Here is a 23,658-nt window from a genome sequence, read left to right as displayed (position 1 = left end):
CGTGTCGGGAGTTATAAGTTTCCGGGGACACCGATGCTCGGTATGACGCAGTCAGTCCCCGACGCCGCGACGACGGCTACCACCGTCGTCGACGAAATCCTCTCCGCCGTCGTCGCCGACCGCGCCGTCCTCGAGGACATCGTCGCTGGCGTCCTCGCCCGTGGCCACGTGCTCTTAGAGGACGTCCCTGGCACCGGAAAGACGCTTACCGCCCGTTCGTTCGCTACCGCACTCGGACTCGAGTTCTCCCGGATTCAGTTCACGCCTGATCTCATGCCCGCAGACGTTACCGGCTCCTACGTCTTCGAGGAGGAGACTGCCGACTTCCACTTCACGCCGGGACCGGTGTTCGCGAACGTGGTCCTCGCCGACGAAATCAATCGTGCGCCGCCGAAGACGCAGTCGGCGCTGCTCGAGGCGATGGAGGAGGGACAGGTGACGGTCGACGGCGAGACGCACGAGTTGCCGGACCCGTTCATCGTCATTGCGACCCAAAACCCGGTCGAGCAGGAGGGGACCTTCGAACTGCCGGAGGCCCAGCGCGACCGGTTCATGATCAAGACCTCGCTTGGCTACCCCGACGCCGACGGGACGCGGGAACTGATTGATCGCCGTGCCGACCGCGACCGACCGGATCCAACCGTCGGGCCAGTCGTCGACCGCGAGGCAGTCCGTTCGCTCCAGCAGGTTCCCGAAACCGTCACCGTCGAGGGGCCACTCCGGGACTACATCGGTGACCTCTGTCGCGCGACACGAACTGACGGCCGCGTCGACGTTGGTGTCTCGCCGCGTGGCGTCCAGCGACTCTTCGAAGTGAGTCGTGCCCGCGCCGTACTCGCCGGCCGCGAGTACGTCGTCCCCGACGACGTCAAGCGCATCGCCGCTCCCGCCCTGGCTCACCGCCTCGTGCTCGATCCGGAGGCGAGCATTCAGGGGTTGAGCCGTCGCGCGGTTATCGACAGCGTCCTCGATACTGTCGACGTGCCGGCGATGGATGCGGAGACAGGGGCAGAACCAGAAACGCCCTCAGCGCAACAGTAACCGCGCTCCAGCTACCAACACTCCGAATCCGGCGACGACACCCACCGTCGCCGGCACGGACAGCGTCGGCTGGAACACCGTTGCAAGCCAGAATCCTCCGGTTGCGACGACGACGCCCACGGTCGCAACGACACCACTCCAGCCAACGCGAACCAGTTGCGGCATCGGTGCGGCACCGGCGGTCCCGATCTCTCGCGTGAGACGCCGTCCGTACCGGCCAAGGTCGTAACACAGCAGCGCCGCAGCGATTACGACGAACGTCGGTACCCCGGCCCCAACCGCCCCTGCCCCCACACCCGTCCCACTCGCTTCGCTCTCGGCGAGTAAGCCGAGACCGACACCTGCTGCAGCGAGTGCGACGACGACCACGTACGGCGATCTCGGGAGCGTACTTCCCCCCATTGCGCCTGCGTGCCAGGTGACGACGCTTGCGAGTACCAACACGACCGTCACGACACCGAACAGGATCCCAACCGACTCGAGTTCCCCTGCCCGTGCGCCGAGGGCACTCACAAACACGAACGAAAGTAGCGTTCCGACCGCCGTGCCGACGGTTATCGGAACAATTCCGTTCGTCTCGGGTGACTCACTCGGCTGGTTCCAGAAGCGACGGACGACGAGTCCGAACGCTGCGAGTCCCCCGCCTCCGAGTGTGAGCAGAGCCAGGAACCCGCGAACGAGGTCGCTGGCGACGAGCGTTCCGATCAGCCAGCCGACCGTCGGTAGATACCAGCCGACGACGGTCACTGCTGCGAGACTTACAAGTGTGGCGACCAGAAGGACGCCGAACAACTGCGCGAGCGTATACCGCCTCGTCTTTGCTGCATCCCGCCGTCGTGCAGTCGTGATCATCGCATCGGGAAGCGCGACCAGGGCGGCGACTCCCGCAAGTGCCGCCACGACTAGGGCGATGAACAGCCCCGTCAGGCCGTCGCCACCCAGCCAGCGCAGGGACTCGAGTGCAAGCCGCCAGTGGCCGACTGCGTCGACGGCGAAGGTGATGATCGCGGCGATGGCGGTGAGCACTGCGGCGAGCACCATGGCGACCGCAGCGCGGTCACGCGCGGTGGACGACGGGGAGCCATAGAGCGTGCCGCCGACGCCTGTGCCGAGGAGGAGTCCGAGCCCGGCGAGGGCGACGACGGCTCGTGTGGCTGGCTGGATGACGACGACGGTAGTCACCAGCACGAACGCAGGGAGCAGCGTCGCTGCGAGCGCGATGTGCCGATGTGATCGGTCGAACCGGGTGAGTATACCGCTGAGAAGCAGGCCACAGACGACGGCGACGGCGATTACGGGATCGACAGTGGCGAGCGCGAGGGTCGCGATGGCAGCCGTGATAGTGATCGCCCACGCGGTCGGTTTCGGGAGTCGTGTGAACTCACTCATCGGTGCTGTTCCCCTCCGAGTGCCTCTTGCAGCACGAGTCCGATCGGTCGCGCAAGGTCCCAGTCGACGACTCGAGCCCCCGCCGCCCGTGCCTGGGCGAGTCTGGCTTCGCGGTCGAGCGCCTCGAGTCGCGCACCAGTGTCGTGTCTCGTCTGGGTTGCATCGCGTTGTCTCGGTTCCGAGCTGGCGGATTCACCCGCAGTGTCGCCGAGCACGTCAGGGCTCACGACCCGAACCTGATAGCCGAGTTGTCGCAGCCGTTTGACCAGCGCCAGTGGCTCGTCGTCGACGAACGAGGAGAACAGGAACACCTGCGCCTCGTCGGGCAACAGCCGCGGAAGAGTCTTGACCGGCGACCCGACCAGGCGCTGCAGGTCGGCGGACTCGTTCGCGTCGCGATCACGAACACGCTGTAGCTGTTCGGTCAGTCGCTTCCGGGTACTCGAGTCGGTCCCCGGCGAAAGCGCGGCGACCGTGCGAACGTACAGCGTCGCAACGCCGGTCGGATACCCCGCATCGAGCAGCGACTCACTGGCCCGCTCGGCCGCACTCGCAGACAGTTCGACGCCAGCCAGTTCGGTAGCTACTGACGCCCGCCGCTGACTCGTCCGCGCGTCGACGACGCAGACGATACGCGTCGAGCGCTCCGCCCGGTACTCGACCGTCGCTAACTCTCGCGTTCGACCGTACCGACGCCAGTCGATCGACCGCGCCGGGTCGCCCGCGGCGTACTCTCGCACCGAGTGGAACTCGAGGCCACTGCCGCTCTCGTCTGTCGGCACCTCGCCTGCGTACTCGTCGCTGCCGCTCGTCAGCGGGACGTCCTCGACGGACGGCCAGCAGCGCAGGCGCGTGGCCCCGCCGACCGGCTCCGTCCGCGTTTCCGTGACCGTTCCCGTCAGATCACGCGCCCGCAGCGCTGCCGTCCCGAACTCGTGGTCGCCCCGGCGCAGTTCGACGTCGTACTCGAGTGTTGTCGTGCCACCGGGCTCGAGTGTGGTTGCGTGGCGCGGGGTTCCAGAGACGACCGGGAGGGCGTCGGGGACGCCGTCGACGAGTCGAAGGTCGACGAGTGCTGTGTGACCGGTGTTTTCGACGGTGGTGTGGACGGTGACGGTTTCCCCGGGGTTGCCGGTGACGGTGGTGTCTGTGGTGGCTGTGGAATCCGTGGCGGCTGTGGAATCTGTGGCGGCTGTGGCGGCTGTGGCGGCTGTGGAACCCGTGGCAGCTGTGGCGGCTGTAGTGGTGGGAGAGGCGGTAGTGGTAGCGGTAGTGGTAGTGGTAGCGGTAGTGACGGTAGTAGTATCCCCATTCTTATCTCCATCTGCACACTCGCTCCCGCCTGAGCGACCGACACCGCCGTCCGTCTGGAACTCCCGTCGAATCCGAACGGACGGCTCCTGCCGCGTGCGAAACACCGCCGCCGCAACGTAGCACAGCGGCACCGTCGCCGCCGCGACGAGCACCTGACTCCCCATGAGCAACCCAACGCCTGCGAGTGCGAGCGAGGCGAACAGCGCCCACTCGCCCCGGTCGACTCGATGGCGACGTTCGTGTTTTTCGTGTGCTCCGTGGTTTCCGTAGTCTCCGTGCTGTTCGCGTCCCGATCCGTCTCTATGCCCACGTCCGCGTTTCATTCGTTGTTCATGTTCGTGTTCATGTTCACGTTCACGTACACGTACACGCTCACTCATCGACTCACCTCACCGGACTCGAGTTCCTCGTCCGTCGTAATCGCCGTCGCCGACCCGCCACGGTCGCTCGCCGTAGCGCCACTGTCGGTGTCAACGTTCTCGATCGCTGAAATCGTCCGATCAACGCGCCGGTAGTAGGCCACACCGGGGTCCAGCGCGTTCCGGAGTTGCTCGCCGAGGGGTTGTGGCCGATCAGCTGAGAGGAACGCTGCGGCGACCGGGTCGTCGGTCCACGTCCCGTCGTCGACCTGTTCGCGGGCCGTCTCGCGGTCGAGTCCGCGTCTCGTCCGGACGACGCGAACAGCGCTCTCGATGAGTCGAGACCGTATCTCGTGGGCCGAACTGGACGCGCTACACCGGTACTGGGCGTGTGCGGCGATCTCGAGGGAGTGGGCCGTACTGCGGCCGACGGGTTCGAGTCTTCCAAGCTCTCCCTCCTCGGGGGCCCCACCGCGGTGAATCGGCTCCGGTGTGGTGTATCGCGTGTTCAACACCCACCAGAACGTGACTCCGAGTATGGCGAGTCCGAACACCGGGAACAGGAGTGCAAGCGGGTACAGTATCGAGACGCCCCACGAGCCGGCTGTCGGCAGATAGCCGCCAAGCGCGATCACCGAAACGGTGAGCAGACTGCCCAGCCCGACGATCGCCACCGCCACCACTTCTGCGTCGGCTCTGTCCGTTCGCTCTCGCAGCCGCTGTATCGAGTGGAATCGGCTCATTCGCCACCCTCCATACGATCCTCGTCCCTGTCTTCGCCACCTGTCTGTGTCACAGCACCCGTCTCCTCCGACTCGTCGGGCTCGTATTCGACCAGGTTCGCCGCCGCAGCGCGCGCATGCAGCACCTGGTCTGCAGACGGCTCGCGGTCGCCGTACTCGAGTTCCCGGAAAATTGTGACGAGTCGGCGCATGCTCACGGCGGGATACCCCTCGTCGAGGGCGTCGCGGGCAACCTCGCCGGGTGTCCGTGTCTCGCGGTTGCGAACGCCGAGTCGGTCGAGGACGGCGTGCCAGATGGCACGAACCTCTGCCTGGGGTGATCGGGGCTCGAGTAGCTTCTCACCGAGGTGGGAAGCGCCCGATTCACTGGCGACGGTGCGATCGGTGTCGGCGGTCGTGTCTTCGGCCGTCTCCTCATCGTTGCGTCTGAGAATCGAGCGAAAGCGCCGGTCGCGATCGGACGAGTTGCCCCAGCGGAGCGTCCAGAGCGACGAGAGCGTGCTGCCAATCGGCGGGGTCGACGGGAGCGATGGGACGAGACGTGAGAGTGTGGAGAGCGAAATCCCGAGACGCGGACGCAGTAGTGCCCACTCAAATCTGGGGCGTGATGCGTGTCGAAGGGAGTGAGCAAATCCGCCGACCACGCTTCCGAGGTTGGAAAACGCGCCAGCAAGTCCGACGAAGAAGCCAGAGAGACGCTGTTGACGCCGCTCCTGCCTGGACGGGATGTACCGTATATACGTCAGGACTCCCCCGAGAACGAATCCGGGAACGATCACGACGATAGCGGTCAGCCGAAGATAGAGGTCGTCTACCGTCGCCGTTGCGGTCTCCGAACCAAGCGTGGTGGTCACCGTCGCCTCGTCGTCGAACGGAAGGCGGACGTAGGTCGTCCCATCCGAACCAGTCGTCCCAGAACCGTCCGAGGCGACCGACACGCTCGCATTAGGGACCCCAGCACCGTCAGCAGAGACGTGCACCGGAGCCGGCATGCCGGGGAGCAACAGCGGCGAGGCGAACTCGACCGTTGGCTCCGCCACGTCGATCGTTTCTGTACCGGTTACGGGGCCGCGTTCGACGCGAACCGTCGTTGGCTCCGCACTCTCCGGCAATGGAACGGTCGCCGTGCCGTTTTCGGCGGTCGTCCCGACCCGTTCGTCCTCGATATACACTGTTCCGTTTGCGACCGGCGTCGAGCCGACGGCCGTCGCGATTTCGAGGTCCCGGGTCGGTGCCGCACCGGGTTCGTGCTCGATGGCGGCCGCTGTGTCGATATCGAACGTTCTTGATTGATCCGTTTCGGTGACGTCGATCGTCATCTCCTCGGCGTAGGGGACGGTGATCGTGGCCTCCCCGAAGTGGTCCGTCTCGCCAGCGTGCTCACCGTTGACAGTGAGCGTCCGCTCCGTGAACGCACCCGTGTCCTCGACCGTTACCGTCCGCTCGCTCCCCGGTTCAGGATCGCCCTCGAGTTCGATTGCACGGGTCGGCTCGTCGGTTTCTGTGCTGTCCGAGTCCGTGTCCGTGTCCGTGTCCGAGGACCCCTCTCCGCCCGTTACCGAGGTATTGGTCACCGCAGCCATCGGATCAAAGGGATCTACGAGTGTGTCCCAGCTTCCAGTCGTCACATTCTCCTCGCTCCCCGGCGCATCGAGTCGCGGATCGGCCGCCGGTAACGCGCTAGCGACCGCGAGCAGGCAGACGAGACACCCCGCGACGAACAGGATGCGTCGCGCGTCGCTCACGTCCGTCCCACCTGCGTTCGTACTCGTACTCGAGTTCGTTCCTCGCCAGCCGCGAGCGCGGCGAGTCGTTCGACACGTTCGTCGACTGCGGGATGCGTTTGTGTTTGTGTTTGTGTTTGTGTTTGTGTTTCAGCCGGTGTCTCATCGCCCGTTGCTGGCGTGGTTCCGTCGAGCCACGCCCGGACTCGCTGTTCGCGGTCTCGGTCTTCGTCGGCCGCTGGCGGCGACACCGCCGGCAGTGCGGACGCCTCGCGGCCGTTCACGAGTTCCGAGGGGACGATACACAGCGCACGAATTTTGGTTGTCCGGAGGTCCGTCGCGGGCGTCTCCGATGCGTCGGTGAGGTCGATCAGTGCGGTCGCGAGCGCGAGCGGGTTGCCAGTAATCTCAGCCGCCGCAGCGTCGGCGGCGAACTCACGCGTCTGTGAGAGCGTCCGTGTTGCCCAGTCGGCCACCCGCGGGAACAGCCAGAGGATCGGCGCGACGAACACCGACGTGAGCGCGACGAGCGGCAGGAACCACGTTAGCGCCGCCCGGTCTTGCTCTGAGAGGCTGCCGGGATTCAACACCGCCCGCCGCGCGAGCATCGAACTGTGGTAGACCCGGTCCGTAATCTCCAGAAAGAGCGTCGTGACCGTCATCAGGGTCACGTCCCGGTTTGCGATGTGGCCGATTTCGTGTGCGAGAACGGACTCGAGTTCGGCTGCATCGAGGCGGTCGATAAGTCCTGTCGTGACGACGATGGTTGCGTCGGTGAATCGGCCGATAGTGTAGCAACTGGGAGTGTCGTCGTCGACGACGCGGATCGTGGGTTCCGGGATATCAGCGGTCATCGACAGTCGCCGGACGATGCGGTCGACGTTGTGGTCGTCCGTGTCGTCGGTGGTGTCTGTTCTAGCTTCGTGCTCGCCGGCGCGCTGGCCAGTGTGTGCGAGCACTCTCCGGTAGCCGTAGTAGAGCTGCCCGGCGAGGAAGAGACCGACGAGGAGGAGGGCGGTCGGCCACGAGACCGGAAATTGGGCTAGTCGGAGGGCAAGCCGGCCGTCGGAGAGGAGGACGAACGTGCCGCCGACGATCGCCGGGAGCAAGACGCCGTAGGCCCACACGACTGCGAGGACGAAGAGGGCGTTTACCGCGACGAAGACGCCAAGGACGGCAGCGATCCGGAGGCGAAGACGCATGGAGGGGAGTTTTCTGTAGGTTCTCAGTGAATTACCAAAAATGTTGTGTGACGGTCATCTACTCGCTGGAGCCAGCGTGCACCGCGGCCGTGATCCGTCGGGCTTTTGGCCGCCCGGATCCGATACCGGTGTACGACGATGGCCCGGTATCACATCGAAACGTACGGCTGTACGTCCAATCGCGGAGAGAGTCGCGAGATCGAGCGACGGCTCCGTGATGCCGGCCACTACCGGGTCGACGGACCGGACGAGGCCGATGTCGCCATTCTGAACACCTGTACCGTCGTCGAGAAGACCGAGCGCAACATGCTCCGCCGGGCTGAGGAGCTCTCCACGGAGACGGCAGACCTCTTCATCACCGGCTGTATGGCCCTCGCGCAGGGCGAGGAGTTCGCCCAGGCCGACGTCGACGGGCAGGTGCTGCACTGGGACGAGGTCCCCGAGGCCGTCACCAACGGTGAGTGTCCGACGACGACTCCCGACGCCGAGCCGATTCTGGACGGCGTCGTCGGCATCCTCCCCATCGCCCGGGGCTGTATGTCCGACTGTTCGTACTGTATCACGAAGAAGGCGACCGGCAAGATCGACTCCCCTTCAATCGAGGAAAACGTCGAAAAGGCCCGCGCGCTCATCCACGCCGGCGCGAAGGAAATCCGCATTACCGGCCAGGACACCGGCGTCTACGGCTGGGACGAGGGCGAACGAAAGCTCCACCGCCTGCTCGAGGAAATCTGTGCCATCGAGGGGGACTTTCGCGTCCGCGTCGGCATGGCCAACCCCAAGGGCGTCCACGGCATCCGTGAGGAGCTGGCAGACGTCTTCGCCGCCAACGACGAACTCTACGACTTCCTGCACGCCCCTGTCCAGTCCGGCAGCGACGACGTCCTCGGCGACATGCGCCGCCAGCACCAGGTAAGCGAGTATCTCGAGGTCATCGAAACGTTCGACGATGTACTCGAGTACTGGACGCTGTCGACGGACTTCATCGTGGGCTTCCCGACGGAGACGGACCACGATCACGAGCAGTCGATGGCGCTGCTGCGCGAGACGCGCCCGGAGAAGATCAACGTCACGCGGTTCTCGAAGCGGCCGGGCACCGATGCGGCGGAAATGAAGGGTCTCGGCGGCCAGGTCAAGAAGGACCGCTCGAAGGAGATGAGCGCGGCGAAGCGCGAACTCGTCGGCGAGGCCTACGCTGAGATGGTCGGCGAGACACGTGAAGACGTGCTGGTCGTCGAGCAGGGGACTGCCGACTCTGTGAAGTGTCGGGACGCCGCCTACCGGCAGATTATCGTGCAGAACGCGAGTGAGTACGGACTCGAGCCGGGCGATTTCGTCGACCTCGAAGTGACGGCCCACGAGACGATGTACGCGTTCGGAACGCCAGTCTAATACTTGAGTGTCCGACTGGACTCCAGTTCGTTTGTGCGCGTCATCGATACTATGTCGCAGCAGGTGGAAGAGATGGTTTACTCCCTGGATTGTGGATCAACCACGTCAAAGTAAGTCCTCAGGGATATGATGGAAGTAATCCAATTTGCCACCCTGGAGAGCCTTGTCTATATAAAGTGGAAAATGTAGTTAATTTTTAACTAATATGTTCACATACATTTCATGGACGTATTTGAACCAGATTCGACCCAATTATCATCAGATATCGCAAATTGGCTGTTTCTGAGATCCACGATTCTATTTATTCTCTGTCTTAATGGTGCTATTTTCGCTGAATCCATGGTTGGTACTGGTATACCTATCTGGGTGATTGGGCTTTGGTTCTGGCTGCAGTTGCTGTTCCGGTCGATTGATGCGTATCTGGTTGACAATGAGGTGAGCCCCGCATAAACATCGATTGTGAGAGTAGTAGTTAGTTACACTCGGGGTGAACAATAGGGATCGTGATCGCTCAAGCGAGTCCAGCTACAGTGGTTCCGGCCGTCGGCCACTACAACCCCGACCAGTGCGGCGGTTGTGCCGGAAATGACTGACAGGAAACCGTCTCAGAGAAGGAGCACCATCGCGACGAGCATTATCGCGATGAACACCACGCCTGCGCCGATCACTACGCGTGAGAGATTACTATCGCTGTCGTCAGTGTCGCCGTCGATGACCGCTGCGCCGCGCCGAAATTCCGGACCGAGTGTCTGTACCTGATCGAGGTGTGGACACTGATGGTTCTCGGGCAACCGGTGGGCGCTGCAGTAATACTCTCCACAGTAATTGCAGGCGTTCGGCAGGGAGAGCTGCTCGTGGCACACGTGACAGTTGGCCATCCTACGTTGTTATTTCGTTCGTTCAGGCATAACGCTACCTCCAACGACGGCAGGTGGTCACTCGAATCGCCCCGAAATCGAGAGCAGGTAGCCGATGATGACGACGCTGACGACGAACCCCAACAGTTCGCCCGTCAACAGATCGAACAGCGCCCCGAAACTGTAGACCACGAGCGCGAGTACGAGCGCCCAGGATCGCAATCCGAGGAGTCCAATGAGTACGACGACCTCGAGTGTAGTCAATGCGAGAAGCAGCACGCCGATGGTGCCTGCCCCTTCGCCAATGAGTGCGAGCGAGGCGAATAGGCCGAGCAAAACGCCGAGGAAGCCGATGCCGACGATAATCCACAGTCCGAGTGGTATGCCGTCGTTCGACCGCGACGGTGAACGCGACCTGTCGTTCGAGTCGTCGGTCGGCCACGACCCGGAGGAGGGTGGGGACGGTGGTGAGGATGGCGGGGCCATTAGTTCCGGGTGCCGCTGCCAGGTAGAAATATATGTTGGTCCGCCAGTAGGTTCGCTGTCTCCGGGGCGCTGCCACACTCTCTGCGTTCCACCCACTCGAGTTTCTCACGACAGCGAGTCGATTGCCGCCTCAATTTCGTCTCGCGGCAACGGCGAAATCCAGTCGTCTGCTACGAACGCGTACTGTACCCGGCGATCCGAATCGAGCACGAACGCCGCCCTCCACGGCGTCGACACGTTTGCCATCCCGTCTCTGGACGTGCGTAACTCGAGTACATCGCTCACGACGCCGTCGACATCGGCGACGAACTGGAGGTCGGGAGAGCCGAGCCAGCGGAGAAACTCGTTCTGGGCGTAGGGGCCGTCGCGGCTGACGCCGAGGACGGACACGTCGTCGAACTCCGCCCAGCCGGCAGCGACGAGGCGCGTCCACCAGTTCTGTGCGATGGCGCTGAACGCGAAGCCGGTGCAGACGAGCACGCCGCCGCGCGGTCCGAGCGCGTCGGAGAGTGCGGTCGACCGGAACGTTTCGCCGTCACACAGCGGCGCCTCGACGTCTGGTATCACGTCTCCCTCGGTCGGTGCCATAGCTGGTCGTTGGCTGCAGGTGACAAAAAGCTCCGGTCGCTCCAGACCGCCGCCCACAACTGGCGGGGGACGGTCGACACCGCCACCTACGCTTTTACGACAGCGCCACGAACGCGGGCGTATGGTTACGCTCTACCGGCTCGAGGGCTGTCCGTTCTGTGAGATTATCGTCGACGAACTCGAGGAACTCGACGTAGCGTTCGAGAGCGTCTGGGTCGAAGGGCTGCACTCGAAGCGAAACGAAGTCAAGCGTGTCTCCGGCCAGCGTCAGGTACCGGTCGTCGTCGACGACGAGTACGGCGTGACGATGGCCGAGTCCGAACGGATACTCGAGTATCTCGAGTCGACGTACGCCTGAGTGGCGCACACGGCAACGAACTCGGGTGTGGACACTGCCAACAACCGACTCCCGTGAGGCCGATCAGTCGTCAGCGTCGTCAAGTTCGTGTGGATCCAGGCCTGGATCATCGACCGCTGGTGCACCGATCGCAAGCACGACGCCTTCTTCGTCGCCGACGTTCCGATGCCCGTGGCCGACTTCGGGCTTGGCAACCCAGAACGTACCCGGTCCGGCCTCGACGTACTCTTCCGCGCCGGAGCGCCCGAGTTTCAGTGAAAACTCGCCCTCGAGCACGTAGTACAGCTCTTCTTGCTCCGCGTGAGCGTGATACTGAATCTCCTCGCCGGGCTCGAAGTACCAGAGCTTGAGCTGGAGATGGTCAGTCGGCAGAAAGTCGTCGATGGCCCTGATCTGGAGATCCGGTGGTACCTCGTCGGTCTCCGAGAGATCCGTCAGTGGGACGTCGTCGGTGTGAACTACGTCGTACTCCATACTGTCTGTGGACACGGGACACGAGTGCAAAAACGTACGGCCAACTGGGGTGTCAGGCCTGTTACAGTGGCGTCTTGGTCCTCACGCGCTCACTCAAAGCTGACTGCTCGCGACTCGTCGGTGACGGTTGCCCCATCCTGTGCGGCAAAGGCGTCGTGGAGATGCGCGTAGGTTTCTGCAAGCGCCTCGATGATCACCGCCGTGTCGCTGATCACCGGCATGAAGTTTGTATCACCCTGCCAGCGCGGGACGACGTGCGTATGGAGGTGATCGCTGATCGAGCCACCGGCCCCGTCCCCGAGGTTGAGGCCTGCGTTGAAGCCATCCGGCTGCAGGGCGGACTCGAGTGCATCGAACGTTCGCTGTTTCAGCCGAGCGTGATCGAGCAGTTCTTCGTCGGTGAGCGCGGTGTAGTCACCGGTGTGGCGGCGCGGGATCACCATTACGTGACCCGGATTGTACGGATAGTTGTTCAGGAGGACGAACGCGTGCTCGCTGCGGGCGACGATGCGGTTCTCTCGGTCATCGTCCTGTGCCGGAAATTCGCAGAAGACACAGCCGTCGATGTCGGGGTTTTCCTTGTCCCGTTTGACCCATTCGATTCGCCAGGGTGCAAACACCTGTTCCATGGGATGTGTGAGTCGTGGCAACCGTATACTGGTTGTGTCTCGTGAGCGTCGTGGCTGGGGCATGGCACTCGGAGTTCGGCAGTCTATCCGGACGCCAATGGAAATACCCAACTGTTTTATGGGTGGTTGTTGACTGTTGTCTTGGTAACTGGTGGCTCGAAGTGAGAACGAGGGTTGCTGGACGCTCTATACCGTTTCTTCTCCATGATGCGCCCGTCGACACACATGTCAGAACCTATGACTCAGAACTCGAAATGAGACGCGCATTTATGAGTTCACTGTCGCAACTCTTTCGCCAATGGCAACGACGGACGACTCTATAAACGGACTTACAGAGTACTGCGACGATTGCGACCTGAATACGCTTCACGAAGTGTCGGTGCAGATTCGAACGGAGAGCATCAAGAAGGAGAACGCACAGTTCTCCCGTGAACCGTATCGCGTCAGCGAGTGCCAGCGCTGTGGCAACCGCACGAGTCAGCGGATGAACAACGCCTGAGCGACTGACCTCGTTCCCGATTCGATCGCTGCAGAATCGCATCCCCGTCCGTGGTCTGTCTCCTCTTCGAGGATTCGTCGACCGCTTTGTGTCCTCCCAATTCGACACACAACACGATCCGGCAAGCACAGCGGCCGGCCCTGTGTGACTACCTGGTCGTCACTTCACACCCATCTTCGGTGACGATCAGCGTGTGTTCCTTCTGACTGACGAGGTGACCCTCGTCCTCCTGAAGCACCGGGTAGCCGTGGACGATGTTGTTGCGCTTGAGTCTGCGCAGCGCCATCTCTGCGCGGTCGGTGTCGAGCCAGCGAGTCGCAAACGGCAACGTTCGGAACTCCTCAGTGATCTGCTCGAGTGCCTCGCGGGCCTGTCGGTTTCGGACAGTCCCTTCGCGTTCGAGTGCGAAAATTTCCTCGCTTGCGCCCTCGGTGACCTTCCCACCGCCGTCGGTGGCGAACGGCTCGATGGCGACCACGTCGCCGACTTCGAGCGTTGCACCCTGTGAAACCGCTCGATTCGGGATGTTCGGACTGGTGTGCTGTTCCCAGTGATCCAGTCCGTGGCCCGTCAGATTGACGACCGGGTTGTAGCCGTAGCCGTTGATCACGTCCTCGATCTCCGCACCGATCTCGCCCGTCTCGACGCCGGGTTCGACGACCTCGAGGGCGGCCTCGAGCGCCTGCTCTGACGCCTCGGCGAGTTCCGGGTTGCCCGAGAGGTCGACGGTGATCGCGGTGTCGGCGAGCCAGCCGTCGACGTGGACACCGATGTCCAGGTTGATCATTTCCTCACCGAACGTCGAGTCGTCGTCGATCGAGGGGGTCGCGTGGGCTGCCTCCTCGTCGATCGAGATGTTGACCGGGAACGCCGGCTTCCCGCCAAGTTCGCGGATGCGGTCCTCGGCGTATTCGGCAACCTCGAGATGGCTCGCGCCGACCTCGACGCGGTCGGCTGTCTCTTCGCGCACCTGGGCGAGGATTTCGCCCGCTTCACGGTGCTTTTCGTACTTCTCGGACTGAAGATCCACGTCCTCGGATTCGGCCATGCCTTCGGGTTGGACCGGTCATCAAAAAGAGGTTCCGCCTCGCGTCGTCGCAGACGTATCGAAACCGCTTTTCAGCGCTTCGTCGCCCGCGCCGTCTGCATCATCGAACTGTTGAACGCCGATCCGAGCGTCCCACTCGAGTCCACTGCGATCACGCCGGCCGTCGATCCGGTGAGTTCGGCGAACTCGTCGATCGCGAGTTCGGCTGCCGCGTCGGCGTCGAGTCCGCGCTCGACGTGTCGCGCGACCCGCCGGGAGAGCGTGACGCGGGCGATGTCCTCGCCGGCACCGGTTGCGCTGACCGCAGCAGCGGGCGAGCAGTAGAAGCCGGAGCCGACCTGCGGTACGTCGCCGACGCGGCCCGCGAGCGCGAGCCAGCGCCCGCCCGTCGAGGTCGCCGCCGCGAGGTGCTCGCCGTCGAACGCCACCGCACCGACCGTGTCGTGGTCCAGATCGCCGTCTCGCGAACCGGTCTCCGTCTGTTCCGTGGTGTCTGTCTCCCTGCCGCTAGCTTCGTCACGCCCACCCGGATCCGTCTGTCCGTACTGGTTCTGGATCCACTCGAGTTCGCTCGCCACGCCGTCGGTCGGTCGATCTGCTTCGGTCTCGGCCCACTTTTCGCGCGTGCGTTCGGACCAGAGGTCGACGCCGGTTTCGACGTCGAACGCCTCGGCGAGTGAGACGGCGTGCTCGCCGGAGACGAATCCGTGGGGGGTTTCCTCCATGACGACGCGGGCGACGCTGACGGCGTGTTCGACGCTCGGCATCGAGCAGGCTGCGCCGACTGCGCGGTCGTCGGTCATGATACCTGCATCCGTGCGGATGTTGCCGTCGCTCTGGACGGCGCTGCCGACACCTGCGTTGAACCGCGGCGAGGACTCGAGAACGTGAATCGCTGCCTCGACGGCGTCGACCGGGTCGCTCGTCGCTGCGCCGGTTTCGGCTGCCTCGTCGAGGACGGCCTGTCGCGGCACTGGTTCGTCGGGATCGCTACCGGCTCCGCCGTGAACGAGTACGTGCATGGGCGGGCTTTCACAGACGTATTATAACGGCCTTTGGGTTCCAGCGATCCAGGCACGGCAGGCACGGTGACGGTTCGCGACGGGCCCGAATCGGGGAACAGACCGGCCGAAACCCACACACTTACGGCCGATGCCTGAGAACCGATGACGACGATGACGCCAGCCCTGTTGCTCGCCGGGTTCTGCGCGGTGCTGTCGCTTCTCGCAGCTGGGCGGCTGGTTGTCGACGACGAGGCGGATCAGGTCGACCTCGGCTCGGCCGTCGTCATTCTCGGAATCACGCTTCTCGCGACGTTCTGGGCAACGTATCAGGAGGGCTTGCTCTCGACTGAGTTACAACTCTTGCTGGGCCTTTTCGGGATCGGAACCGTCGCCGTCGGTGTCGGGGTGATCGTCCGCTACTGGCACGATACGACGCCGATTCGCCAGTCAAATAGCGGTCGTTCTCGCTCCGAAAACGAGGACAGAGACGGCGGCTCCGACGACCTGCAATCTGACTGAGAGAGCCAGTTCTGTCACCGCACGGTGTCGATGGTCACACCGACGTCTGCGATCGAACCGCCATCTACGAGCCTCTCCGAAACGATAGACTCCACTCTAGACGAATCCTGACAGCGGCCCGGCCTGTGCAATATTTGCCGTTCTTCGAACGAAATGGTAGCCCTTTTACCCCAGTCGAAGAACCGTATAGACGAGATGAGCTACGACAAGATCGAGGTCCCTGAAGAGGGAGAAAAGATCACGCTGAAAGAGGGAAGCGAGAACGAGCTCGAAGTCCCTGACAACCCGATTATCCCGATCATCCACGGCGACGGCGTCGGTAGCGACGTCGGCCCTGCCGCCCAGAAGGTCCTCGAGGCCGCTGCAGAGGAAACTGGTCGCGAGATCAACTGGATGCGCGTCTACGCCGGCGAGTCCGCCCGCGAGAAGTACGACGAGAACCTTCCGGACGAAACCGTCGAGGCGATCAAGGAACACCGCGTCGCCATCAAGGGCCCGCTCACGACGCCGGTCGGTGCCGGCTTCCGCTCGCTGAACGTCGGTCTGCGCAAGCTGCTGGATCTCTACGCAAACGTTCGCCCGACCTACCACCTCGACGGCGTTCCATCGCCCGTAAAGGAGCCGGAGAAAATGGACATGGTCACCTTCCGTGAGAACACGGAAGACGTCTACGCCGGCATCGAGTGGGAAGCCGGTACCGACGAAGTCGAGCAGGTCAAGGCGTTCGTCGAGGACGAGATGGGCGATGACGACGTCATCCACGACGGCCCTGTCGGCATCGGCGTCAAGCCGATTACGGAGTTCGGAACGAAGCGCCTCGTTCGCCGCGCAATCGACTACGCACTCGAGCACGACCGTGACTCCGTTACCCTCGTCCACAAGGGTAACATCATGAAGTTCACCGAAGGCCAGTTCCGTGACTGGGGCTACGAGGTCGCCAACGAGGAGTACGGCGACGAAGTCATCACCGAGGACACCCTCTGGGAGGAGCGCGACGGCGAGGCACCAGAAGACGCCGTCGTCGTCAACGACCGCATCGCGGACAACATGCTCCAGCAGATCCTCACCCGCACCGACGAGTACGACGTCGTCGCGACGATGAACCTGAACGGCGACTACATGTCCGACGCCTGTGGTGCCCAGATCGGTGGTCTCGGCATCGCACCCGGCGCCAACTTCGGCGACGGCCGCCTGCTCGCAGAGCCAGTTCACGGCTCCGCACCGAAGTACGAGGGCCAGGACAAGGTCAACCCGACCGCGATGATCCTCTCGGGCCGCATGATGCTCGAGTACATGGGCTGGGACGACGCCGCAGACCTCGTTCGCGACGCCGTCGAGGAGACGATTTCCTCGGGCAAGGTCACGTACGACCTCGAGCGCCAGCTCGACGACGCAGAGAAGCTCGCAACGAGCGAGTTCGCCGACGAAGTCGTCGCAAATATCGAGAAGCTGTCGTAGAGCGCTTCCCGTCCGCTGGCGGCGTTGCCGCCAGAACGTTGAAACGCTCTCGGAGAGCGTCTACACACTTCGGAACTCGATTTTTTGTCGCGTCTCCCTCTCGGACACGCTCACGGTTACACCCACTCCAACCCACAGCGTCCCGTAACGCTCTCCACATCCCAGCCAGAACACAGACACAATGAGGCCGAACGCAGACGCAGGCACAGCCGACCTCGCAACCGTCCGCGTCGCCACCACACAGACCGAACTCGAGGACGCCTTCGATGTCCGCTACGATGTCTTCGTCGAGGAGCAAGACGTCGACGAAGAACTCGAGTACGACGTGCACGACGAACCGGAGGCAGAGGCGGTGCACTTCGTGGCGTACGCTGCCGACAGCGCCAGCGCAAGCGACACCGAACCCGAGACGGCCACCCCCATCGGCGCTGCCCGCCTCCGCGCCGTCGACCAGACGACCGGGAAGGTCGAACGCGTCGCCGTACTCGAGTCCCACCGCGACACGGGCGTCGGCCGCGCGCTCATGAAGGCACTCGAGGCGGAGGCCCGCGAGCAGTCACTCGAGACGCTCACATTGCACGCACAGACACACGCCGCGGGCTTCTACGAGGGACTCGGCTACGAGACCTACGGCGACGAGTTCGACGAAGCGGGGATTCCGCACGTGGCGATGGAGCACTCACTCGCGTACTCGAGTACGGGAACGGAGACGTGAGGTGATGCCGTCGTCCGCTTCGGCGACTTCTCCTGCCGATTCCGGGTTCGTTTCTCCCGACGTTACGCCGCGGAGGACTCTATAGATCGCGTACCCAGCGACTGCGCCCAGGCCGGCGAGTGCTGAGGTTGGAACCGATCGCCGCTGGGTGAGTCTCGTGTAGAGGCTCGTCTCGGCAACGTGGCCCTCGTACTCGCCGCGTTCGGCGAGTTCGCCGCCCGCGGAGGGTTCCTCGAGGCCGCTGTCCGACTCGGCTTCGGTCCCCTCGCTGGCCGGTTGGTCCCGTTGTTGCTGCTCGATAAACATCGCTTCCATGACGCGGTCGAGGAGCCGCGGTGCGTACTGGCTCGCGACGGTGAGGGCCTTGCCACCGCCGCCGACGGTCACTTCGCGCTGTGGCTTCTCGGCTGCATGAAGAATCGCTCGTGCGACCGTTTCCGGGGCATAGACGGGCGCTGGAACCGTCGCCTCCTGGTCCATGTAGTTCTTCGCGTGCTCCGGATACGGCGTGTCGATCGCACCGGGTTTGACGAGCGTCACCGACACTGGCGCGCCCTCCTCCTCGAGTTCCATCCGCAGCGCGTCGGTGAACCCCTTCACAGCGTGTTTAGCTGAAGAAGAGGGCGCTAAGCCCCCGTCCTCAAGGAGCGAACGGAGTATCGTGACGTCGACTTCGAGGGGTACGCGATGATCGGGATTGTCAGTAGTACAGGTCAGATCAGCAACGGCCTCGTCGACAGCGAGAATCAGGCGCTCATCGACCGGCAAAGCGACATTGCGGAGTTCGTAAACGACGGCGGTGGACTCCTAGGCAAGACACAGGATGGCCTGGACGACTCCTGGGCCTATGTCAGCGAGATCGCAGACATAGATCCGATCGAAACCAGCTTTTCCTCGGTGGACGTCACGGCAGCAGGCGAAGAACTCGGCTTGACACAGAGTGGCATGGGTGGCTGGTGTTGCTATCATGAATCGTTCGAGGAGGACTCAATACCCGATTTCCTCGATGTTCTAATACGGAACGCACAGCAAAGCGATCGGCCGCCTGCTGCGATCGGCGGCGATCAGGTCGTCATCCAGACCGCGGTCGACCTCGATATTATGGCGCCATCCGTCGTCGAGACTGGGTCCTTCACCGACCTCGAATTCTCACTTGCCAATAGGTCAGACGAGGCCGGTGGCGACATCCGACTCGAAATCGAGATCACGAGCGAAGAAGGTGTCTCCGAAACTGAAGTCGAATTCGCGAGCGGGGAGGATCTTGAGGAAGACAATGGTACGCTTATCGGCACGCTCACGGACGAACCGATCGAGTTCCCACCGGACATCGACTTCGACCTCACCCAAGAACTGGTGTTCAACACGACAGGGTCCTACGATCTTGCGGTCACCGTCGTGGACGATGGTTCGGATGAGCCAGTCGTCGCGCTTCCGTTTGGGATCAGGAGTATTGACACTGGTGAGGAGTTAGAAATTTGCGAAAGATAATCCACACGAACCCGCTCCGCTTGGCAGAGGCCGTCTGAACCGGCGGTGGCTATTGAGGTACGGGTTCAGTTTCGGCCTCGAGACCAGAGTCGTTGCCGTCGGGAGAGCCGATTCGGTTCAGGTTAGAACTCACAGCGATCGTTCCCGACACACTGATTTACCCACGCGGGCGTCTCGATGTCATCAATATAGGGATCGGGGTCGTACTCGTATCGTACGTCTACCGTCGTTGTTTCGCCTAATCGAAGCAGAGATTCCCCGTACGATGACGCATTGGTCAGCTGATACTGCAAGGACGCTTCCCGTAAGACCCCAGTTTCTGTGTCGACGCTGAGCTCACCCACCTCTGGACTGGCATGCATCGTCTCTGTATTCACCGTGGTCCACGTCGACGACGGAACGTAGACCGTCCGGTTGTCCTGCTCGTTGCTCTGCTCGTACTCCAGATTCTGCAGGTGGTGACTGGTCTGTGTGCGTACGAACGTCATATCCGAGGAGTCTACGGTTCCGTTCTCTTCGGTTATCCGGACGACCCTGTCCTGGTGCTCTCCGAAGTGTATCTCCTCCGCGTCGGTTGACCCGATCGACTCTATCCAGTCCTCGTCGGTGGTGTTGGTCTCGTACTTCGTGTAGATTGTTTCGTCGTCGTAGACGTGTTCGATGGTCCTGTTTCCGTATTCAAACGTAAGGTGTGCGTCGTCGTCAGCGAGGACCGTCCCCTCGTGTGCGACTAGTACTCCATCGTTCTCCGCCGATATTTCTCCCGAGGTGATGTACGACTCGGACTCACCAAGCTCCACCGGGCTATCTGTCGAATCAACGCTCAAAGGGAGCAAAAACATGGATGTGAGCCCAATGAACATTAGTACGATTGCCACACTTCCGATCAAAACCCGACGGTTCATATCTGTGTAGTTATTATAGGATACTATTAACTTTCTCAAGAACCGTATAGTTCAGCAGTCTTGAAAAACGAGCAGGTCGTGATGATCGAGCATTGGGTACGATGTCCAGTCGGATCTACCCGACGATGCATCTTACGTCTGCCCGCTCAAGGAGCCGCCCGTTTGCCGGGTTCTGGATCGGTCCCGTTCCCGCCTCCGCTCTGAGGGCCTGGATTTGGAGCCGACTCGTCGCCGAGCAATGCCGTTGCGATCGATCCGACAACCCGCGCAACGCCGTTCGTGACGTGCAAGAACACCAGCCCCAGCACGATCCCCAGCGGCACCGCAAGCAGTGACTCGGCGAGTGTGTCGATCTCCCACCCCAGCACGATGGTCGAACTAGAGAACGGTGCAAACACGAGTGCGAGCGAGACGAAGCCACCGAGTATGACCAGAAAGAGGACGACGAGGGCGAGAAACGACCGCAGAACGAGAAAGCCGACGCCCTTCCAGGTAACCTCCGAGATGATGATCCCCTTCAGCGAGCCGAGAACACCGGCGTCAGTACCGCGTATCGGACCGCCACCCGGTCGTTGGATCTCCGTCCCTAACAGGCGGTTTGCGAGCAGGCGCTCGAGTTCGGCGAGATATCGCGAGCCAACGATAGTGCCGACCAGAATCGGGATGCCAACGAGCATGAACGTGAGGATGAGTCCGCCGAAAAAGCCGAGCATGAGTCCGAACTGGTACGCAATACCGATCGGAATCGCCAGCAGCAGGTAGGCGAGGTTGCGATAGGTCTGGGGCTCGCCGGCGACGCCGACGAACGAGCGAAGTCGGTTCTCACCGCCCCGAGCAGGGGCGTGATCACTCATGGGAGTGTATTCGGCTGGCGGTCTCAAAAGCATTCGTCTGTTGTCCGTTATCTGTTGTCTGCTGTCCGTTGTCCGTTGCCCGTTGTCTGCTGTCCGTTGTCCGTTGCCCGTTGTCTGCTGTCCGTTGTCCGTTGTCCGTTGCCCGTTGTCCGTTATCTGTTGTCTGCTGTCCGTTGTCCGTTGTCAGTACCGTTCGCGGACGTATCGCACAGCGAGACCGCACATTGCGAGCCCCATCGCGACCGCGAAGGCGACGACGAACAGCGAGGATAGCTCGCCGTCCATTGCGCCGGGGAGTTCCTCTTGGACGAACTCGGCGGCGAGGACGGTCGCGATTCCGAAGAGAACGACACCGCCGAGGTTCTCGAGCCACGAGTTCGTCTCCGGGACGACATCAGGGTCGTTGAGCAGGTAGAGGATCACGGCGAGCGCGAACGGCGTGCCGACGAGGCCGAACGCGAGCATGATCACGAGCAGCTGGAAGAACGCGCCCTCGAGGAACACGCCGACCGCGGAGGCGAGTGCGACGACAACGATAGCAGCCCGGTAGCGCGGATCCGAAACGGACTGTTCCCAGCCGAGCTTGTCGGCCAGAAGGTACGGTGGGACGATCGTGTTCCCACCAAGCGTCGAGACGGCCGCACCGAGCAGTCCGAGCAGGAACACCCACATCGCGTGCTCGCCGGCGATTGGGCCGAGTGCCTCTGCGGCCTGGATTTCGTCGATCGTCGCCGGATCGAGGCCGCTCTCGGGGAGCACACTCGCCGCGACGAGGAAGACAGCGAGGCTGAAGATGCCGAATGCGACGAGCATCGAACTCACAACGTCGAAGATGGCGATGTCCCGATCGGCTTCGGTCCAGCCGCGAGTCCGCATCGTGTAGCTCTGCATCGTCAGTAAGGTGATGTGGACCGCACCGCCGAGAACACCGGCAGCGACGACGGCGCCACCGACGCCGGGCAGCTCGGGAACGAGTCCGGTTGCCGCCGCAGCAGGATCGACCGGCACCACGAACAGCGAGGCGACGAACGCGAGGACGACACACGAGACGAGCACCTTGGCCCCGATTTCGGCGACGCGATAGCCGCCGCCCGCGAGCCCAAGTGCGAGGATGATTGCCCAGAGAACGCCCCATATCCGCGGGTCTGCGAGCGCTGCAATGCCCGCGCTCGCGATCACCGTCGCGCTGACGTCCGCGAGTGTCTTCATGATCACGAGCTGTGCGAGCCCCGCCGCGAGGACGACGTCGATCACGAGCACCCAGGCCCAGAACGAGCCGAGGTGCGCTTCGACGACAGAAACGATTCCCGCCTCGGTGAGCAGCCCCAGTCGCATCGCGAGGTACTGGCCGACGGTTCCGAGGACCGCCGCGAGGACGACGACCCAGAGTAGTGTATAGCCGTAGCCCGCGCCCGCTGCCAGTAAACTGACCATCGTTGCCGGCCCGGCTGCGATCGCGCCCGCAAGCCACGTCGGCCCCAGTCGTCTGACAAACGACTCAATCCGTCCGAACGACCAGTCGGTCGACTGCGTCTCGGCTGCCATCGGACGTGCTTGCCAATGGGTGCATATAACCTCGTGGTATTCGGGTGTGGTTCGGGACCTGAACGGCTACTCTGGTGCAGCGTCAGAATCGGACGCTGACTGCCAGTTCGGATTCTCGCGTGGCGGGCTGAAGATGTCTACCCCGCGAACCGGTTCATCGCCGCGATTCTCGGCTGCGTGGGGCTGGTTACCCGGCAGCGCGTAGGAATCGCCGGGACCGCAGACGATTTCCTCGCCATCGGTCAGGAAGGTTAGTTCGCCCTCGTAAATGAAGCCGGCCTGCTCGTGGGGGTGGCTATGCTCCTCGACGGTTGCCCCGGGTTCGATTTCGAAGTGCTGGACGTTCATCGACTCCGAGCCGGCCATCAGTGCCAGATTGACGCCGTCTGCCGCTTCCGACGGATCGAGGTCGGCGAGGGAAACGCGTTCCATGTTTCCGCATTGACCGTCGGCCCCATAGCTATTTGCCCACCAGCGGACCACTTTCGCTCCGGTTGCCTAACCTTGAACTACGTCGCTCACCCACGAAGAGCCATGTACGCCGTCGTCGGCTGTAGCGAGTGTTCGAACCTCTGGATCATCGAGGGACGCTCGGAAACCACGCAGTGTCCCCGCTGTGGTGCCCGTCGCCCCTACGAGCGCCGGAAGAAGTTCGTCGAAACTGACGACGCCAACCACGCCCGCGAGGTCCGCGCCTCGATGCTCGCGAACCGGCAGGGCCAGGGCGAGGCCTTCGCCGAACTCGAGTCCTTCGAGGTACTCGAGTCCAACGTCGCAGACGGGGTGGTCGACGACACGGAATACCTGGCGGAGTCCGGCCTCGACGTGGACGAGGTCGAGGCGGCTGGTGACCGCGACCCGCGCGGGTCGACACGCAGCGGGAGCAAGAAGGAAATTGTCGAACGGGCGCTTGCTGAACTCGACTCTCCCACCGAGGACGAGATCATCTCCTACGCCGGCGAGCGCGGGGTCTCGGCCGGGTACGTTCAGCGGGCACTCGAGAAGCTCACGAGACAGGGAACAGTGAGCGAGAGTCGAGGGGAGTATCGGCTGCTGTGAGAGGGTGG

Annotated in this window: 25 protein-coding genes and 1 pseudogene; 9 read left to right on the top strand and 17 right to left on the bottom strand. The window is 63.0% G+C overall.

The window, feature by feature from the left end:
- Positions 1–33 precede the first annotated feature (33 nt).
- Positions 34–1,041: an AAA family ATPase gene (locus NMAG_RS14275; RefSeq protein ID WP_004214815.1), complete on the top strand. Its 1,008-nt coding sequence runs from the start codon at positions 34–36 to the stop codon at positions 1,039–1,041.
- On the opposite strand, the gene NMAG_RS14270 is transcribed toward NMAG_RS14275, so the two are convergent.
- Genes NMAG_RS14270 through NMAG_RS14250 form a run of 5 tightly spaced genes read right to left on the bottom strand, consistent with a single transcriptional unit; the run spans position 1,027 to position 7,772 of the window.
- Positions 1,027–2,430 (bottom strand): hypothetical protein, encoded by a 1,404-nt coding sequence (locus tag NMAG_RS14270; RefSeq protein WP_004214817.1) that lies wholly within the window; start codon positions 2,428–2,430, stop codon positions 1,027–1,029. The two genes, NMAG_RS14275 and NMAG_RS14270, sit on opposite strands and share 15 nt — an antisense overlap.
- Entirely contained in the window at positions 2,427–4,067 is a 1,641-nt protein-coding gene (locus NMAG_RS14265; RefSeq protein WP_004214818.1) for a DUF58 domain-containing protein, read from the bottom strand. The genes NMAG_RS14270 and NMAG_RS14265 overlap by 4 nt, the downstream gene beginning before the upstream one ends.
- Before the next feature lie 53 nt (positions 4,068–4,120).
- Positions 4,121–4,846, bottom strand: a complete 726-nt coding sequence (locus NMAG_RS14260) for a DUF7269 family protein (protein WP_004214820.1) — start codon at positions 4,844–4,846, stop codon at positions 4,121–4,123.
- The gene (locus NMAG_RS14255) at positions 4,843–6,591 is read right to left on the bottom strand and encodes a DUF4129 domain-containing protein (protein WP_004214821.1); all 1,749 of its coding nucleotides are present in this window, start codon (positions 6,589–6,591) and stop codon (positions 4,843–4,845) included. The genes NMAG_RS14260 and NMAG_RS14255 overlap by 4 nt, the downstream gene beginning before the upstream one ends.
- Entirely contained in the window at positions 6,588–7,772 is a 1,185-nt protein-coding gene (locus tag NMAG_RS14250) for a M48 family metallopeptidase (protein WP_004214822.1), read from the bottom strand. Before NMAG_RS14250 ends, NMAG_RS14255 begins: the two co-directional genes overlap by 4 nt.
- A 138-nt stretch (positions 7,773–7,910) precedes the next feature.
- Between NMAG_RS14250 and NMAG_RS14245 the strand changes: the two genes are divergently transcribed.
- Positions 7,911–9,164, top strand: coding sequence for a tRNA (N(6)-L-threonylcarbamoyladenosine(37)-C(2))-methylthiotransferase (locus NMAG_RS14245; protein WP_004214823.1), 1,254 nt, complete (start codon positions 7,911–7,913; stop codon positions 9,162–9,164).
- A 605-nt stretch (positions 9,165–9,769) separates the two neighbouring features.
- On the opposite strand, the gene NMAG_RS14235 is transcribed toward NMAG_RS14245, so the two are convergent.
- The 3 genes from NMAG_RS14235 to NMAG_RS14225 form a co-directional block, all read right to left on the bottom strand.
- Positions 9,770–10,042: an AN1-type zinc finger domain-containing protein gene (locus tag NMAG_RS14235; RefSeq protein ID WP_012996755.1), complete on the bottom strand. Its 273-nt coding sequence runs from the start codon at positions 10,040–10,042 to the stop codon at positions 9,770–9,772.
- A 57-nt stretch (positions 10,043–10,099) separates the two neighbouring features.
- Entirely contained in the window at positions 10,100–10,507 is a 408-nt protein-coding gene (locus tag NMAG_RS14230; RefSeq protein ID WP_004214825.1) for a hypothetical protein, read from the bottom strand.
- A gap of 105 nt (positions 10,508–10,612) precedes the next feature.
- Entirely contained in the window at positions 10,613–11,095 is a 483-nt protein-coding gene (locus NMAG_RS14225) for a redoxin domain-containing protein (protein WP_004214826.1), read from the bottom strand.
- Between the two features lie 121 nt (positions 11,096–11,216).
- Here NMAG_RS14225 and NMAG_RS14220 point away from each other — a divergent pair, with 121 nt between their 5' ends.
- Positions 11,217–11,453 carry a glutaredoxin family protein gene (locus NMAG_RS14220; RefSeq protein WP_004214827.1) on the top strand — a complete coding sequence of 79 codons (237 nt, stop codon included), beginning with the start codon at positions 11,217–11,219 and terminating at the stop codon, positions 11,451–11,453.
- 63 nt (positions 11,454–11,516) lie between these two features.
- Here the strand turns inward: NMAG_RS14220 and NMAG_RS14215 are convergent, their stop codons facing one another.
- Together NMAG_RS14215 and NMAG_RS14210 are read right to left on the bottom strand one after the other, a co-directional pair.
- On the bottom strand, positions 11,517–11,927 hold the full coding sequence (locus tag NMAG_RS14215) for a cupin domain-containing protein (RefSeq protein ID WP_004214828.1): 411 nt from the start codon (positions 11,925–11,927) through the stop codon (positions 11,517–11,519).
- A gap of 89 nt (positions 11,928–12,016) precedes the next feature.
- Complete coding sequence (locus NMAG_RS14210) at positions 12,017–12,556, bottom strand: HIT family protein (protein ID WP_004214829.1); 540 nt, start codon at positions 12,554–12,556, stop codon at positions 12,017–12,019.
- Between the two features lie 298 nt (positions 12,557–12,854).
- Here NMAG_RS14210 and NMAG_RS14205 point away from each other — a divergent pair, with 298 nt between their 5' ends.
- A complete protein-coding gene (locus NMAG_RS14205; protein ID WP_004214830.1) occupies positions 12,855–13,055 on the top strand; it encodes a DUF7835 family putative zinc beta-ribbon protein in 201 nt (66 codons plus the stop codon).
- A gap of 148 nt (positions 13,056–13,203) precedes the next feature.
- Here the strand turns inward: NMAG_RS14205 and map are convergent, their stop codons facing one another.
- On the bottom strand, positions 13,204–14,103 hold the full coding sequence (gene map / locus NMAG_RS14200; RefSeq protein WP_004214831.1) for a type II methionyl aminopeptidase: 900 nt from the start codon (positions 14,101–14,103) through the stop codon (positions 13,204–13,206).
- Positions 14,104–14,174: 71 nt separating this feature from the next.
- Positions 14,175–15,125, bottom strand: a complete 951-nt coding sequence (locus tag NMAG_RS14195; RefSeq protein WP_004214832.1) for an isoaspartyl peptidase/L-asparaginase — start codon at positions 15,123–15,125, stop codon at positions 14,175–14,177.
- Between the two features lie 144 nt (positions 15,126–15,269).
- On the opposite strand from NMAG_RS14195, the gene NMAG_RS14190 reads away from it, so the two are divergent.
- From NMAG_RS14190 to NMAG_RS14180, 3 genes are all read left to right on the top strand, one after another.
- Entirely contained in the window at positions 15,270–15,626 is a 357-nt protein-coding gene (locus NMAG_RS14190; protein ID WP_004214833.1) for a hypothetical protein, read from the top strand.
- A gap of 195 nt (positions 15,627–15,821) precedes the next feature.
- Positions 15,822–17,084, top strand: a complete 1,263-nt coding sequence (gene icd, locus NMAG_RS14185; protein ID WP_049939279.1) for an isocitrate dehydrogenase (NADP(+)) — start codon at positions 15,822–15,824, stop codon at positions 17,082–17,084.
- A 181-nt stretch (positions 17,085–17,265) separates the two neighbouring features.
- Complete coding sequence (locus NMAG_RS14180) at positions 17,266–17,799, top strand: GNAT family N-acetyltransferase (protein WP_004267113.1); 534 nt, start codon at positions 17,266–17,268, stop codon at positions 17,797–17,799.
- On the opposite strand, the pseudogene NMAG_RS14175 reads toward NMAG_RS14180, so the two are convergent.
- Positions 17,764–18,417, bottom strand: a pseudogene (locus tag NMAG_RS14175) (SDR family NAD(P)-dependent oxidoreductase); the annotation flags it as partial. The gene NMAG_RS14180 and the pseudogene NMAG_RS14175 sit on opposite strands and share 36 nt — an antisense overlap.
- A gap of 69 nt (positions 18,418–18,486) precedes the next feature.
- Between NMAG_RS14175 and NMAG_RS14170 the strand changes: the two are divergent.
- Entirely contained in the window at positions 18,487–19,287 is an 801-nt protein-coding gene (locus NMAG_RS14170) for a hypothetical protein (protein ID WP_004267115.1), read from the top strand.
- A 122-nt stretch (positions 19,288–19,409) separates the two neighbouring features.
- Here the strand turns inward: NMAG_RS14170 and NMAG_RS14165 are convergent, their stop codons facing one another.
- From NMAG_RS14165 to NMAG_RS14150, 4 genes are all read right to left on the bottom strand, one after another.
- Complete coding sequence (locus tag NMAG_RS14165; RefSeq protein WP_237076789.1) at positions 19,410–20,231, bottom strand: hypothetical protein; 822 nt, start codon at positions 20,229–20,231, stop codon at positions 19,410–19,412.
- 107 nt (positions 20,232–20,338) lie between these two features.
- On the bottom strand, positions 20,339–21,046 hold the full coding sequence (locus NMAG_RS14160) for a sensor domain-containing protein (protein WP_004267117.1): 708 nt from the start codon (positions 21,044–21,046) through the stop codon (positions 20,339–20,341).
- A gap of 183 nt (positions 21,047–21,229) precedes the next feature.
- Entirely contained in the window at positions 21,230–22,591 is a 1,362-nt protein-coding gene (locus NMAG_RS14155; RefSeq protein ID WP_004267118.1) for an NRAMP family divalent metal transporter, read from the bottom strand.
- 66 nt (positions 22,592–22,657) lie between these two features.
- Positions 22,658–23,023, bottom strand: a complete 366-nt coding sequence (locus NMAG_RS14150) for a cupin domain-containing protein (RefSeq protein WP_004267119.1) — start codon at positions 23,021–23,023, stop codon at positions 22,658–22,660.
- Between the two features lie 102 nt (positions 23,024–23,125).
- On the opposite strand from NMAG_RS14150, the gene NMAG_RS14145 reads away from it, so the two are divergent.
- Positions 23,126–23,650: a DUF5817 domain-containing protein gene (locus NMAG_RS14145; RefSeq protein ID WP_004267120.1), complete on the top strand. Its 525-nt coding sequence runs from the start codon at positions 23,126–23,128 to the stop codon at positions 23,648–23,650.
- The last annotated feature ends 8 nt before the right edge of the window (positions 23,651–23,658 follow it).

This window comes from Natrialba magadii ATCC 43099, from assembly GCF_000025625.1.
In the GTDB taxonomy this organism is placed as follows: domain Archaea; phylum Halobacteriota; class Halobacteria; order Halobacteriales; family Natrialbaceae; genus Natrialba; species Natrialba magadii.
Note: the sequence above shows the minus strand (reverse complement) of the source record. Positions and strands in the feature narration are given on the sequence as shown.